Annotated in this window: 13 protein-coding genes; 5 read left to right on the top strand and 8 right to left on the bottom strand. The window is 72.5% G+C overall.

Features of this window, described 5'->3' with window-relative positions:
* Positions 1–87 precede the first annotated feature (87 nt).
* The 5 genes from ACWEJ6_RS46400 to ACWEJ6_RS46380 form a co-directional block, all read right to left on the bottom strand.
* A complete protein-coding gene (locus ACWEJ6_RS46400; protein WP_358283634.1) occupies positions 88–1,029 on the bottom strand; it encodes a sigma-70 family RNA polymerase sigma factor in 942 nt (313 codons plus the stop codon).
* Positions 1,030–1,135: 106 nt separating this feature from the next.
* Positions 1,136–2,281: an imidazolonepropionase gene (gene hutI, locus ACWEJ6_RS46395; protein WP_452431750.1), complete on the bottom strand. Its 1,146-nt coding sequence runs from the start codon at positions 2,279–2,281 to the stop codon at positions 1,136–1,138.
* Complete coding sequence (locus ACWEJ6_RS46390; RefSeq protein WP_397218657.1) at positions 2,278–3,600, bottom strand: formimidoylglutamate deiminase; 1,323 nt, start codon at positions 3,598–3,600, stop codon at positions 2,278–2,280. Before ACWEJ6_RS46390 ends, hutI begins: the two co-directional genes overlap by 4 nt.
* On the bottom strand, positions 3,591–4,760 hold the full coding sequence (locus ACWEJ6_RS46385; RefSeq protein ID WP_452431749.1) for an allantoate amidohydrolase: 1,170 nt from the start codon (positions 4,758–4,760) through the stop codon (positions 3,591–3,593). The genes ACWEJ6_RS46390 and ACWEJ6_RS46385 overlap by 10 nt, the downstream gene beginning before the upstream one ends.
* A gap of 33 nt (positions 4,761–4,793) precedes the next feature.
* Positions 4,794–5,480: an SDR family oxidoreductase gene (locus tag ACWEJ6_RS46380; protein WP_452431748.1), complete on the bottom strand. Its 687-nt coding sequence runs from the start codon at positions 5,478–5,480 to the stop codon at positions 4,794–4,796.
* A gap of 55 nt (positions 5,481–5,535) precedes the next feature.
* On the opposite strand from ACWEJ6_RS46380, the gene ACWEJ6_RS46375 reads away from it, so the two are divergent.
* From ACWEJ6_RS46375 to ACWEJ6_RS46365, 3 genes are read left to right on the top strand one after another with little or no spacing between them, the layout of a single operon-like run.
* Positions 5,536–6,069, top strand: coding sequence for a PadR family transcriptional regulator (locus tag ACWEJ6_RS46375; RefSeq protein WP_452431746.1), 534 nt, complete (start codon positions 5,536–5,538; stop codon positions 6,067–6,069).
* A gap of 11 nt (positions 6,070–6,080) precedes the next feature.
* Complete coding sequence (locus ACWEJ6_RS46370; RefSeq protein WP_387669264.1) at positions 6,081–7,031, top strand: ATP-binding cassette domain-containing protein; 951 nt, start codon at positions 6,081–6,083, stop codon at positions 7,029–7,031.
* Positions 7,028–7,777 carry an ABC transporter permease gene (locus ACWEJ6_RS46365; protein ID WP_397162516.1) on the top strand — a complete coding sequence of 250 codons (750 nt, stop codon included), beginning with the start codon at positions 7,028–7,030 and terminating at the stop codon, positions 7,775–7,777. The genes ACWEJ6_RS46370 and ACWEJ6_RS46365 overlap by 4 nt, the downstream gene beginning before the upstream one ends.
* On the opposite strand, the gene ACWEJ6_RS46360 is transcribed toward ACWEJ6_RS46365, so the two are convergent.
* The 3 genes from ACWEJ6_RS46360 to ACWEJ6_RS46350 all read right to left on the bottom strand — a co-directional run bounded on the left by ACWEJ6_RS46360 (position 7,757) and on the right by ACWEJ6_RS46350 (position 12,166).
* Positions 7,757–8,590, bottom strand: coding sequence for a MurR/RpiR family transcriptional regulator (locus ACWEJ6_RS46360; protein ID WP_387667833.1), 834 nt, complete (start codon positions 8,588–8,590; stop codon positions 7,757–7,759). The genes ACWEJ6_RS46365 and ACWEJ6_RS46360 overlap by 21 nt on opposite strands.
* Positions 8,591–8,658: 68 nt before the next feature.
* Positions 8,659–10,308, bottom strand: coding sequence for a urocanate hydratase (hutU, locus tag ACWEJ6_RS46355; protein ID WP_358283617.1), 1,650 nt, complete (start codon positions 10,306–10,308; stop codon positions 8,659–8,661).
* 151 nt (positions 10,309–10,459) lie between these two features.
* Positions 10,460–12,166 carry an ABC transporter ATP-binding protein gene (locus tag ACWEJ6_RS46350; protein ID WP_452431745.1) on the bottom strand — a complete coding sequence of 569 codons (1,707 nt, stop codon included), beginning with the start codon at positions 12,164–12,166 and terminating at the stop codon, positions 10,460–10,462.
* Between the two features lie 225 nt (positions 12,167–12,391).
* Between ACWEJ6_RS46350 and ACWEJ6_RS46345 the strand changes: the two genes are divergently transcribed.
* Both ACWEJ6_RS46345 and ACWEJ6_RS46340 read left to right on the top strand, forming a co-directional pair.
* On the top strand, positions 12,392–12,967 hold the full coding sequence (locus tag ACWEJ6_RS46345; RefSeq protein WP_452431744.1) for a PadR family transcriptional regulator: 576 nt from the start codon (positions 12,392–12,394) through the stop codon (positions 12,965–12,967).
* Positions 12,964–13,392: SGNH/GDSL hydrolase family protein (locus ACWEJ6_RS46340; protein WP_452431743.1), on the top strand; the 429-nt coding region annotated here is incomplete at its 3' end. The genes ACWEJ6_RS46345 and ACWEJ6_RS46340, both read left to right, overlap by 4 nt.

Raw genomic sequence — 13,392 nt, 5'->3', positions numbered from 1 at the left:
GGCGCCGCCCGGAGGCCGACGGCGGGAACCCGGAAACGCCCCCGCCGCCCGGAGGCCGGGCGGCGGGGCCGGAAACGTGGAGAAAGGTCAGGCGGCGGCGTTGGCCATGCGGCGCAGCCGGGCCAGGGCGTCGCGCTCGATGCGGCGGGCGCGGTCGCGGCCGATGCCGTAGCGCTCCCCCACCTCGGTCAGCGTGTGCTCGCGCCCGTCGAGCAGCCCGTAGCGCCAGCGCAGCATCTCGCTGGTGTCGCCCTCCAGGCCGGTGAGCCACTGGTCGAGCCGCTCGCGCTCAAGGATGTCGATGGCCTGCTGCTCGGGGTCGGCCCACGTCTCGTCGGCGATCATGTCACCGAGCTCGGTCTCGTCCTCGTCACCCACACCGAGCTGCAACGACACCGGGTCGGACGCCCAGCGGCGCAGCTCGCGCACCCGCTCGATCGGCAGGTCGAGGATCTCGGCGAGGTCGCCGTCGGTCGGCTCGGCGTCGAACTCGGCCAGCATGTCGCGGCGCACCCGCATCAGCCGGGTCATCTGCTCGCCGGCGTGCGTCGGCAGCCGGACCGGACGGGCCTGCTCGTGGATGGCCCGTCCGACCGACTGCCTGATCCACCAGGTCGCGTAGGTGGAGAACTTGTACCCCCGGCGGTAGTCGAACTTCTCGACCGCTCGAACCAGGCCCAGGTTCCCCTCCTGGACCAGGTCGATGAGCGGCATCCCCCGGCCCGAGTACTTCCGGGCCACCGCCACCACCAGGCGCAGGTTGGCCTGGATGAACTCGTCCTTCGCGCGCTGGCCGGAGACGGCCAGGCGTTCCAGCTCCTCGTCCGCCGCGTCCCCGATCCGCGGCTCGGAGCCTCCGCTGTCAAGAAGCTGCTCGGCGAACAGGCCCGCCTCGATCCGTTTGGCGAGCTCCACCTCTTCCTCCGCCGTGAGCAGCGGGACCCGGCCGATCTCGGCCAGATACGTCCCCAGCAGGTCGCGGTCAGCGACGTGCTGCTCCTGCGTGCGACTCCCCGTAGGCCTTGCCATCCCCTGGCACCTCGTTCCGCAGCTGCGTCCTATATCCGGCCAACGTCCGGCCGGAAGCAAAGATTCCCTAAACAGCTACGCCAGAGGGAGGGTCTTGGACGTCCTCCTAAAGGAGGAGACCGGCCTGAAACACCTGGTGGACAAGGGGAACACCGGGTCGGTACGCCAGGTGGACGTAGGAGGGGGCATCGAGCACGACCAGGTCGGCGCGGGCTCCCTGACGCAGCCACCCCACGTCCGTGCGGCGCAGCGCGCGGGCCCCGCCGTACGTGGCCGCGCGCACCGCCTCCAGCGGCGTCATCCCCATCTCGCGCACCGCCAGCGCCACGCAGAACGGCATCGACGAGGTGAACGACGAGCCCGGGTTGCAGTCGGTGGCCAGCGCGACCGTGACGCCCGCGTCGATGAGCCGCCGCGCGTCGGGATAGGGCGAGCGGGTGGAGAACTCGGCCCCCGGCAGCAGCGTCGCCACCGTCCCGCTCGACGCCAGGGCGTCGACGTCGGCGGCCGACAGGTGGGTGCAGTGGTCGGCCGAGGCCGCGCCCAGCTCGCAGGCGATGCGCACGCCGGGCCCCTCGGTGAGCTGGTTGGCGTGCACCCGGGGCTGGAGCCCGGCCTTGATCCCGGCGTTCAGGATCTCCCTGGTCTGGTCGCCGTCGAACGCTCCGCGCTCGCAGAAGACGTCCACCCATTTGGCGTAGGGGGCGCAGGCGTCGAGCATCTCGCCCATCACCAGCCGGACGTAGTCGTCGGCGTCGGCGCCCTCGGGGACGACGTGCGCGCCCAGGTAGGTCGTCTCGTCGGTGAGGGTGGTGGCGATCTCCAGCGAGCGGCGCTCGTGCTCGGCGGACAGGCCGTAACCGCTCTTGATCTCCACGGTGGTGGTGCCCTGGGCGAGCATCTCCTCCACCAGGGCGCGGGCGTGCGTGGCCAGGTCGGCGTCGCTCGCCGCGCGGGTGGCGGCGACGGTCGTCCTGATGCCCCCGCCGGTGTACGGCTGCCCCGACATGCGGGCCCGGAACTCGGCCGTACGGTCGCCGGCGAACACCAGGTGGGCGTGGCTGTCCACGAACCCGGGCAGCACGGCCCGGCCGCCGGCGTGCAGGCGCTCGTCGGCGGCGGGCGCCTGGGCGGCGGGGCCGACCCAGGCCACCAGGCCGTCCTCGACGACCAGCGCCGCGTCGGTGATCTCCTCGCGCTCGGGGTCGCCGGTGTAGAGCAGCCCGATCCCGTCGATCAGCGTGGTGGTCATCGCACCTTTCCTATCGCCTCGGAGAGCATGTGCCCGACGTCGCCGAGCTCGTGGCGGCCCTGCGCGACCACCCTGCGGCCGCCGGAGACCACCGAGTGCACGTCGGAGGCCGTGGCCGCGAACACCACGGCCTCCAAGCCGCCGATGCCCGCCGTGCGCACCGAGTCGAGCCGGACCGACACCAGGTCGGCCCACGCCCCGGGGATGAGCCGGCCGGCGTCGGCGAAGCCGAGCGAGGTGTGCCCGGCGCCCGTGGCGGCGGTGAGCAGGTCGGCGGCGCTCCAGTGGCCGCGCCGCTCGCTGGTCAGCCGCTCGTCGAGCTCGACCGCGCGGGCCTCCTCGAACAGGTCGATCACGGCGTGGCCGTCGGAGCCGAGCGTGATCGGGGTGCCGCGGTCGGCCGCCGCCCTGGCCGGGCCGACGCCGTCGGCGAGGTCGCGCTCGGTCGTGGGGCACATGCAGATGTACGTGCCCGACTGGCCGAGCAGCTCCACGTCGGAGTCGGTCAGATGGGTGGCGTGCACCGCGGTCGAACGCGGGCCCAGCACGCCGCGCTCGTGCAGGATCTGGACCGGCGTGGCGGCGTACGTCTCGGCGCAGGCGGCGTTCTCGGCGCGCTGCTCGGAGACGTGCGCGTGCAGCGGGGCGCCGTGCCGGTGGGAGAACTCGGCCACCACCGGCATCTGCTCGGGCGGCACCGCGCGCACGGAGTGGACGGCGGCCCCGATCTCCACGTCGTGCTGCCCCTCGTAGGCGGCGGCCAGCTCGTCGGCCCTGGCCGCCCAGCCGTCGGCGCTGCCGTCGCTGAAGCGCAGCTGCGTGCCCGACAGCGGCACGCCGATGCCGCCGGACAGGTAGCAGGTGTCGAGCAGCGTGATGCGCAGCCCGGCCTCGCGCGCGGCCTGGACGAGCGCGTGGCTCATCACGTTCCTGTCCTCGTACGGGCGGCCGCCGGGCCCGTGGTGCAGGTAGTGGAACTCGCCCACGCAGGTCACCCCGGCCAGCGCCATCTCGGCGTAGACGGCCCTGGCGAGCTGGAAGTAGGTGTCGGGGTCGAGCTTGCCCGCGACCTCGTACATCTGGTCGCGCCAGGTCCAGAAGTCGCCCTTGCCGCGCTGGGTGGCGCCGCGCAGGGCCCGGTGGAAGGCGTGGGAATGGGCGTTGGCCAGGCCGGGGATGGTCAGGCCGGGCAGCCGCTCGGCCGAGCCGGGCTCACCCCGCCCGATCCTGGCGATCCGGGCGCCCTCGACCTCGATGAGGACGCCGTGGGCGACCCCGTCGGGCAACCAGGCCTGCTCGCACCAGTAGGTCAGCGACACAGATCCTCCAGCACGTCCGCGAGTGCCACCACTCCCGCATGGCAGTCTGCCTGGTCGGCGTGCTCCTCGGGGGAATGGGACACGCCGGTGGGGTTGCGTACGAACAACATCGCGCTCGGGACGCCCGCCGTGGCCAGGATTCCGGCGTCGTGGCCCGCTCCGGTCGGCAGGATCGGCGCGGGCGTGTCGCCGCCCGCCACGCGGGCCAGCCGGTCCCTCAGCGCCGCGCCGAAGGCGACCTCGGGGGTCCACGACTCCTCGCGCACGTCCGCGCCGGCCGCCGCGGACAGCTCCTCGACCAGGGCGCGGACCGCGGGCTCGGCCGGGCCTCGGGCGTCCAGCCAGGCCGTGACCAGGCCGGGGACGGCGTTGGCGTTGCCGGGCGAGACGCGGGTCTTGCCGACCGTGGCCACCACGTCGTGCCGCTCGGCCGCTTCGCGGGCGGCCAGCACCAGGCGGGCGAAGGGCAGCATCGGGTCGTCGCGGTCGGCCAGCCGGGTGGTGCCCGCGTGGTCGGCCCTGCCGTGGAAGTCGAACCGCCACCGGCCGTGCGGCCAGATGGCGCTGGCCACGCCCACCGGGCGGCCCTCGTGCACCAGGCCGCGGCCCTGCTCGACGTGGAGCTCGACGAACGTGCCGACGGTGGCCAGGGTCTCGGCGTCGGGGCCCACGTCCGCCGGCTTACGGCCGGCCCGCGTCAGGACGTCGGCCAGCGTGTCGCCGTCGTCGTCGGTGAGCGCGAGGGCGCGTTCCGGCGACAGCGCGCCGGTGAGCAGCCGGGAGCCCATGCACGGCACGCCGAACCTGGAGCCCTCCTCGTCGGTGAAGCAGGCGACGCCGATCGGCCGGCCCGGCGTGACCTGCCGTTCGCGCAGCAGGTCGAGGGCGGCGAAGGCGGACACCACGCCGAGCGGGCCGTCGTAGGCGCCGCCGTGGCGCACGGAGTCGAGGTGGCTGCCGGTGACCACGCCGGGCCGGCGCGACGGGTCGCCCCACCAGGCCCAGAGGTTGCCGTTGCGGTCTTCCCGCAGGTCGAGCCCGCGGCGCGCGGCCTCGCCCGCGAACCACCCGCGTAGCTCCATGTCGGCGGCCGACCAGGCGTCTCTCACGTATCCGCCGGAGCGGGGATCTCGTCCTATGTGCGCGAGTGGTTCAAGCATGGGTCCACTGTAGTGAATGGATCCATTCAGATGTCAGTTGGCCGGGCCCGCGCTCGGCCTGATGGTCAGTTCGGTGAGGTGGGCGTCGGGTCCGGCGTTGATCGTGGCGAGCACGGCCCGCGCGACGGTCTCCGGGGTGAGGTACTTGTCCGGCTCGTACGCGCCGCCCTCCTGGGCGCGCACGCCGCGCTGCATGTCGGTGGCCACCCGGCCCGGATAGACGGTGGTGACCCGCAGCTCGGGCTCCTCCAGGCGCAGCGCGTCGGCGAAGGCGCGCAGGGCGAACTTGCTGGCCGCGTACGAGGCCCACTCGGGGTTGGCTCGCTGCCCCGCGCCGGAGTTCACGCAGACGACGTGCCCCCGGGCGCGGCGCAGCGCGGGCAGCAGCAGCCGGGTCAGCTCGGCGACCGCGACGACGTTGAGCTCCATGGTCGTGCGCCAGTTGCCGACGGGCTGGCCGGCGATCCGGCCGAGCAGCGCGATCCCGGCGCTGTGCACGAGCACGTCGAGCCGCTCGACGCCGTCGACGTCGGCCTCGGTGAGCCGGGTCAGCTCGACGGGCCAGGGCCGGGCGTCCGGCAGCTCGGCCGCCAGCCTGGCGAGCGCGGACTCGTCCCTGCCGCCGAGGATGACGTGATGCGTGGGGCCCAGCGCCCGCGCCACGGCCTCGCCCACACCACGGGAAGCGCCGGTGACCAGCGCAGTCGGTCGTTCAGTCATGGTGCCGAGTTTATGACCTTGACGGTTATACAAATTTGAGTACAAACTTGAGCACATGTCGGCGTCCACGCGCATCCTGATCCTCGGTTCCCTGCTCGACGGCCCCATGAACGGCTACGGCGTACGCCGCCGGCTGGAGATGATGGGCGCCGACACCTGGGCCAACGTCGCCTTCGGCTCGATCTACCACGGCCTGGGCAAGATGGCCGACGAGGGGCTGCTCGCGGTCGTCGAGGCCGGCAAGGGCGGCAAGGTCGTCTACGAGCTCACCGACGCCGGCCGCTACGAGTTCCACCGGCTGCTCATGCACAGCTGGTCCGAGGTGAGACCCGTCGTCGACCCCTTCCAGGTCGCGCTGACGTTCATGCACCGGATGAAAAAGCAGGAGATTCTCGACGCCCTGCATGGCAGGATTCGGCAACTGCGACTGAACATCGAGACCATCGACCACGCGTACGGCACCAAGCAGCGCTACGGCGAGCCCCGCCACCTCGACGAGAACCTCCGCCTGACCCAAGCCATGCTCCAGGCCCAGCTCGACTGGGTCGAAGGCGCGATCGGCCGGGTCGAGAAGGACGAACTGCCCTGAGGAGAAAAATGATCATTGAGGCACGTGAGTTACGCAAGACGTTCACCACCAGGAGCCGCAAGGGCTCGCAGACCGTCGAGGCCGTGCGCGGCATCGACCTCGACGTCGAGAAGGGCGAGATCTTCGGCGTGCTCGGCCCCAACGGCGCCGGCAAGACCACGACGATCCGCATGCTGGCCACGCTGATCACGCCCGACTCCGGCACCGCCGTCGTCGCCGGCCACGACCTGCGCAAGGAGCCCGAGGCCGTGCGCCGCCGGCTCGGCTACGTCAGCCAGGCGGGCGGCGTGGAGGACACCACGAGCGCCCGCGCCCAGATCATGATGGCCGCGAAGATCCACGGCGTGGCCGACCCGAAGCAGGCCACGGCCGACGTGCTCGACCGCTTCGACCTCGCCGAGATGGCCGACCGGCCCGGCCGCACGCTCTCCGGCGGCCAGAAACGGCGGGTGGCCATCGCGCTGGGGCTGGTGCACGCCCCGCCGCTGCTCTTCCTCGACGAGCCCACCACCGGCCTCGACCCGCAGAACCGCGCCAACCTCTGGGACCGCATCAGGCAGCTCCGCGAGGCCGGCACGAGCGTGCTGCTCAGCACCCACTACCTCGACGAGGCCGACGCGCTCTGCGACCGGCTGGTGATCGTCGACCACGGGCGCATCGTGGCCGAGGGCACGCCCGGCGAGCTCAAGCGCGAGGTCTCCGGCGACGTCGTCACGCTGCGGCTGGCCGAGCCCGAGCGGGCCGCCGAGGCGCTCAGGCCCCTGGCCCGCGAGGTGCGCCTGGACGAGGACGCCCTGCGCGTCTACGTCGACGACGGCGAGCACACCCTGCCCGCGCTGCTGCGCGTCCTTGAGGAGCAGGGCATCGGCCTGCGCTCGATCGCCCTCGACCGCTCCACCCTCGACGACGTCTTCCTGGCCAAGACCGGCCGGTCCCTGCGCGACACCGGAGCCGCCGCATGATCCGCCACATCGCCCTGTTCACCGGCTACGAGCTGAAGAAGTCCTTCAGCAACCCCGTCTGGCCGCTGTTCGGCATCCTGCAGCCGGTGCTCTACCTGCTGATGTTCGCGCCGCTGCTCAAGGACCTGACGCCGGGCCGCAGCACGGTCGACGCTCTGCGCATGTTCACGCCCGCGTCGATGATGATGATCGCCGTGTTCGGCTCGTTGTTCTCCGGGTTCGGCCTGATCGCCGAGCTGCGCAACGGCTCGCTCGAACGGTACGCCGTCAGCCCCGCCTGGCGGCCGGCCATCGTGCTCGGGCGGGTGGCCAAGGACATGGTCGTGCTGGTGTGCCAGGCGGTCCTGGTGCTGGTCGTGGCCGTGGCCATGGGCGTGCGGATCGGCGGTGTCGAGCTGGTGCTGGTGCTGGCGCTCATGGCGGCCACCGGGCTGTTCGCCTCCGGGCTGTCGCAGGGGCTGGCGCTGACCGTGCGCGACGAGAACGGCATGTCGCAGACGCTCAACCTGTTCATGCTGCCGATCATGCTGCTGGCCGGGCTGTTCATCCCGATCGCGTTCGCGCCCGGCTGGATGCGGGCGATCGCGCCGGTCAACCCGCTCTACCACGCGGTCGAGGCCGGGCGGGCGCTGTTCGCCGGACGGCTGGACGACTCGTCGATCCCGATCGCCTTCGCGCTGTTCATCGTGCTCGCGGTGCTCACGACGCTCTGGTCGATGCGGTCGCTACGCAGGATCGCCGGGTAGGAACGTGCCGGCCTCGTCGGTCATCCGCTCGTACTCCTCCAGCCTGGCCCTGGTACGCAGCGGCGCGGCGTCGGCCATGGCCTCGACCAGGGCCATGGCCAGGGCCAGGGGGGCCGCGTGGGAGTCGAACACCAGGCGGTCCCCGACCGGGCCGTCGAGCACGACCTCGGCCGGGAAGCCGGGCTTGTCGGTGATGGCGGCGACGCGCAGGCCGAGCTTCCCGGCGTACTCCAGCGCCTGCACGACCTCGGCCGGATAACGCGGGAGCACCACCGCCACCACCCACTCCGCGCCCGCCCGCCGCGCCGCGTGCAGCCCCTCGACCAGCTCGGAGCCGCCGTGGGTGAGCAGGCGCACGTCGGGGTGGATGCGCCTGGCGTAGTAGGCGAAGGTGGTGGCCAGGCCGCAGGAGACCCGCAGGCCCAGCACCGGCAGCGGCTCGGTGGCGGCGAGCTGCTCGCCCAGCTCCTTGAGCGGGAGGGCGGCCAGCCGCTCGCGGACCACGGCGAGGTTGCGGATCTCGCTGTCGATCGCGTTGCGCAGCAGGCTCTCCTGGGGCGCGACCACGCCGCCCCCGAGCACCAGCGGGCGCAGCGCCTGGCGCAGCTCGGGATAGCCGGCGAAGCCGAGCACCATGGCGAACCTGGTCACCGACGGCTGGCTGACCCCGGCCCGCTCGGCCAGCTCGACGCTGGACAGGAAGATCGCCTCGTCGAGGTGCTCGCCCAGGTAATGGGCGATCCTGCGCTGCACCGGCGACAACCTCCGGCCGTCGAGCAGCACGCCGAGCCCACCGTGATATCCGTCAGCCACGCCACCTCCAACACTCCGCCACCGGCATTCTCATCCCCCGCGCCGCGCGGGGGACGGCGACGACGGGGTCAGGACTCGCGCATGGGGATGCGCACGCCACGGGCCTCGGCCACCTCGGCGGCCTCCTCGTACCCCGCGTCGACGTGGCGCATCACGCCCGTGCCGGGGTCGTTGGTCAGGACGCGGTTGAGCTTCTCCCCGGCCAGCGCGGTGCCGTCGGCGACCGTGACCTGCCCGGCGTGGATGGACCGGCCGATCCCCACGCCGCCGCCGTGGTGGATGGACACCCAGGCCGCGCCGGAGGCGGTGTTGAGCATGGCGTTGAGCAGCGGCCAGTCGGCGATGGCGTCCGAGCCGTCGGCCATGGCCTCGGTCTCCCGGTACGGCGAGGCCACCGATCCGCTGTCCAGGTGGTCGCGGCCGATCACGATCGGCGCCTGGAGCTCGCCGGAGGCCACCATGTCGTTGAACCGCTCGCCCGCGACGTTGCGCTCGCCGTAGCCGAGCCAGCAGATGCGCGCGGGCAGGCCCTGGAAGTGCACCTTCTCGCCGGCCTGCGCGATCCACCTGGCCAGCGGCTCGTTGTCGGGGAACAGCTCCAGGATCGCGCGGTCGGTCGCGGCGATGTCGGCCGGGTCGCCGCTCAGCGCGGCCCACCGGAACGGCCCCTTGCCCTCGCAGAACAGCGGCCTGATGTACGCCGGCACGAACCCGGGGAAGTCGAAGGCCCGCGTGTACCCCGCCAGCTGGGCCTCCCCGCGGATGGAGTTGCCGTAGTCGAACACCTCGGCGCCGGCGTCCTTGAAGCCGACCATGGCCTCGACGTGCCGGGCCATCGACGTGCGCGCCCGCTCGGTGAAGCCGGCCGGGTCCTTGTCGCGTTCGGCGCCCATGTCCTCGAAGGCGACGCCGACCGGCAGGTACATCAGCGGGTCGTGCGCGGAGGTCTGGTCGGTGACGATGTCGATCTCGGCGCCCCCGGCCAGCAGCTCGGGCAGGGCCTCGGCGGCGTTGGCCACGACGCCGATGGACAGCGGGCGGCGCGCGTCGCGGGCCTCGTAGGCCAGCCGCAGCGCCTCCTCCAGGGAGGCCGCCTGCACGTCGAGGTAGCGGTGCTCGATGCGGCGGGTGACCGAGCGGGGGTCGCAGTCGATGCAGATCGCGACGCCGCCGTTCATGGTGACGGCCAGCGGCTGGGCGCCGCCCATGCCGCCGAGACCGGCCGTGAGGGTGATCGTGCCGGCCAGCGAGCCGCCGAACCGCTTCGCGGCGACCGCGGCGAACGTCTCGTACGTGCCCTGGAGGATGCCCTGGGTGCCGATGTAGATCCACGAACCGGCGGTCATCTGGCCGTACATGGTGAGGCCGGCCGCCTCCAGGCGGCGGAACTCCTCCCAGTTGGCCCAGTCGGGGACCAGGTTGGAGTTGGCGATGAGCACCCGGGGGGCCCATTCGTGGGTGCGGAAGACGCCCACCGGGCGGCCCGACTGGACCAGCAGCGTCTCGTCGCCCTCCAGCGTGGTCAGGGTCCTGACCATGGCGTCGAAGGAGGGCCAGTCGCGGGCGGCCCGGCCGGAGCCGCCGTAGACGACCAGCTGCTCGGGGTGCTCGGCGACCTCGGGGTCCAGGTTGTTCTGGAGCATGCGGAGCGCCGCCTCCTGCGGCCACCCCTTCGCGGTGATCGTAGTGCCTCGCGGTGCGCGCACGCTGCGGCTCATGGTGACCCTCCTGAATGAACACATTCACCTTTGTCACCCGAAGACTACGGTGGACCGCGTCCAGCGGTCCACCGCAGGCTGCAGGCGAAGCCTGCGCCTACGGTCCCAGTAGCACCCAGCGGTCCACCGTTGGGTTGAACGTGAGGCTCCCCTAGCTGGTGAGGAATTGGGTGGCGGCCAGTTCGCGGTAGAGGTCGTCGTCCGCGACGAGTTCGGCGTGGGTGCCGACCGCCCGTACGCCGCCCGCTTCCATCACCACGATCCGGTCGGCGTTCGTCACGGTGGACAGCCGGTGGGCGATGACCAGCACGGTCGTCTCGGCCGCCACCTCGGCGATGACCTCCCGCAGCCGCAGCTCGTTGACCGCGTCGAGCTGGGACGTGGCCTCGTCGAGCAGCAGCAGCCTGGGCCTGCGCAGCAGGGCTCGGGCGATGGCGACCCGCTGCCGCTCGCCGCCGGACAGCAGCACGCCGCGGTGGCCCACCGCCGTGTCGAGCCCTTCGGGCAGCCGGGCGACCAGGTCGTCGAGCCGGGTGCGGGTGACGGCGCGGCGCAGTTCGTCCTCGGTGGCGTCCTGGGCGGCGAAGAGCAGGTTCTCGCGCAGCGTGCCGGCCAGGACGGGGGCGTCCTGCTCGACGTAGCCGAGCGCGGCCCGCAGCTCGCCGAGGGGCCAGTCGCGGATGTCCCGGCCGCCGATCGAGATCAGGCCGTCCTGGTGCTCGTAGAAGCGTTCGAGCAGGGCGAACACCGTGGACTTGCCCGCGCCCGACGGCCCGACCAGCGCCGTGAGCCCGCCCGCGGGCACTTCGAAGGTGACGCCGTCGTGCACCGCGGGACGGTCGTCGCCGTACCGGAAGACGACGTTCTCGAACCGCAGGCCCACCGGCGTGCCCGCGACCGGGACGGCGGCGCTGACCGGCTCGCCGGGCAGGTCCTCGATCTCCTTGATGCGCCGCATCGCGGCCAGCCCGTTCTGGAGCTGGACGGCGCCCTGGACGAGCTGTCCGATCGGCGGCACCAGGTAGAACAGGTAGAGCAGGAACGCGATCAGGGACGAGACCTCCAGCACGCCCGACGCCACCCGCGACCCGCCGACGGCCAGCACGCACAGGAAGGCGATCTGCACGGCCATCCAGGTCGCCACGCCGGCCAGCGACGTCCAGCCGGCCACCTGCAGTCCGCGGTCGCGGGCGCGCTCGGCCGCCTCCCCGACGACCGCGATCTCCCGCTCCTCCGCGCCGCTGGCCTTGACCGTGCGGTACGCCTGCAGCGCCCGGTCCAGCACGGCCCCCATCTCGCCGACTGCCTCCTGGGCCTGCGTCTGCGCCCGCTGGATGCGCGGCATGATGAGCGCGACCAGGCCGCCGATCACCACCACCACGAGCAGTGTGACCAGCAGCAGCACGCCGTCCATGGTGGCCATCATGATGATCGCGCCGATCAGCATGAAGACCGCGCTGACCGACTCCACGATCCCGTTGGTCAGCACCGCGCGCAGCAGCGTCGTGTCACTCGTCACCCGCGACATCAGGTCGCCGGGCTTGAGCCGGTCGACGTCGGCGACCCTGAGCCGGAGCATCCGGTCGACGAGCCTGCGCCGGGCGCCCAGCACGACGCCCTCGCCGGTGCGTTCCATCAGGTAGGTGCCCCCGGCCGAGACGACGGCTCCGACGAGCACCGCCACGGTCAGTCCTAACAGCGGCGCGGCCAGCGACTGGTCTTCTCCGAAGGCGTCCACGACGTACTTGGCCAGCAGGGGCATCGCCAGCCCCGCCACCGAGCCGATCAACCCGAGCAGACCGCCCGCGATCAGGACTTTCCGGTGCGGCCTGAGGTAGGCCAGCAGCTCTTTGAGCACCCCAACTCCTCTCACGACATTTCTCGAAATTGCCCAACGAACGGCGCAACGCGATCCGCACCGCCGCGCCAGGGTCAACTTAGATTGACGACCAAAGTATGTCAACTTTCGTTGACGCCTCCTCCTTGAGAAGGAGACGCACGGACGATCGCCGCCCTCTGGCACCGGGATCGGCGGCGGCCCTATAGTCATGTCCATGAGTAGTCATGTTCTTGAGCGTCGCTGATGGCGTTGCGGCATGCCGTGCTGGCGGCGCTGCTCGACGGCGAGTACAGCGGCTACCAGCTCACCAAGATCTTCGACGTGGGCGTCTCCAACTTCTGGTACGCCGCCCCCCAGCAGCTCTACGCCGAGCTGACCAGGCTGGAGGCCGACGGCCTGGTCACCGGCCGGGAGGTGGTCCAGCGCGGCCGTCCGAACAAGCGCCTGTTCTCGGTCACCCAGGCCGGCCTGGACGAGCTGGCCGCCTTCGCCGCCGCCCCGGCCAAACCGCTGCTGCTCCGCGACGACCTGGCCGTCAAGGTCCACGCGGCCGACCGGCTCGACCCGGCGCCGCTGATCGCCCAGCTCCTCGACCGCGCCGGGGAGGCCGCCGCCAAGCTCGCGTTCTTCGAGCAGACCCTGCTGCGCCTGCGCGGCGACCGCGACGAGGAGTCGTTCCTGCGCGAGGGCGAGCGGGTCGGCCCGTACCTGTCCTGCCTGGCGGGCTGCCGCCTGGAGCGGGAGATGCGCGACTGGTGCCTGAGCACCGCCCGGACGCTCGGCGAGCGCGCCGCCCGGACCTCGGAGGAGAACCCGTGACCTACACCCGTTACGTCGCGCTCGGCGACAGCCAGACCGAGGGCCTCGGCGACGGCGACGACGTCCTCGGCCACCGCGGCTGGGCCGACCGGCTCGCCGAGCACCTGGCCCGCGGCAATCCCGGCCTGCTCTACGCCAACCTCGCGGTGCGCGGCCGGGTGGCCGCCCAGATTCGCGCCGAGCAGCTGCCCGCCGCGCTGGAGCTCCGTCCCGACCTGGCCACGGTGATGGCGGGCATGAACGACATCATCCGTCCCGGTTTCGACGCCGCCGCCGTCGCGGCCGACCTGGAGCACATGTTCGCGGCGCTGACCGGGGCGGGCGCGCGGGTGGTGACCGTGACCTTCCCCGACATCGGCCGGATCGCGCCGCTGGCCAGGCCGCTGCTGCCGCGCGTGCTCGACCTCAACGCCCGCGTCCGCGAG

Source organism: Nonomuraea sp. NPDC004702, assembly GCF_053601695.1.
This window is presented reverse-complemented; position numbering and strand designations above follow the sequence as displayed.

What these genes read in the sequence shown, in the direction of transcription:
- ACWEJ6_RS46400 (WP_358283634.1), bottom strand. Translation starts at nt 1,029, where the DNA reads ATGGCAAGGCCTACGGGGAGTCGCACGCAGGAGCAGCACGTCGCTGAC.
- hutI (WP_452431750.1), bottom strand. Translation starts at nt 2,281, where the DNA reads ATGACCACCACGCTGATCGACGGGATCGGGCTGCTCTACACCGGCGAC.
- ACWEJ6_RS46385 (WP_452431749.1), bottom strand. Translation starts at nt 4,760, where the DNA reads ATGCTTGAACCACTCGCGCACATAGGACGAGATCCCCGCTCCGGCGGA.
- ACWEJ6_RS46380 (WP_452431748.1), bottom strand. Translation starts at nt 5,480, where the DNA reads ATGACTGAACGACCGACTGCGCTGGTCACCGGCGCTTCCCGTGGTGTG.
- ACWEJ6_RS46375 (WP_452431746.1), top strand. Translation starts at nt 5,536, where the DNA reads ATGTCGGCGTCCACGCGCATCCTGATCCTCGGTTCCCTGCTCGACGGC.
- ACWEJ6_RS46365 (WP_397162516.1), top strand. Translation starts at nt 7,028, where the DNA reads ATGATCCGCCACATCGCCCTGTTCACCGGCTACGAGCTGAAGAAGTCC.
- hutU (WP_358283617.1), bottom strand. Translation starts at nt 10,308, where the DNA reads ATGAGCCGCAGCGTGCGCGCACCGCGAGGCACTACGATCACCGCGAAG.
- ACWEJ6_RS46345 (WP_452431744.1), top strand. Translation starts at nt 12,392, where the DNA reads ATGGCGTTGCGGCATGCCGTGCTGGCGGCGCTGCTCGACGGCGAGTAC.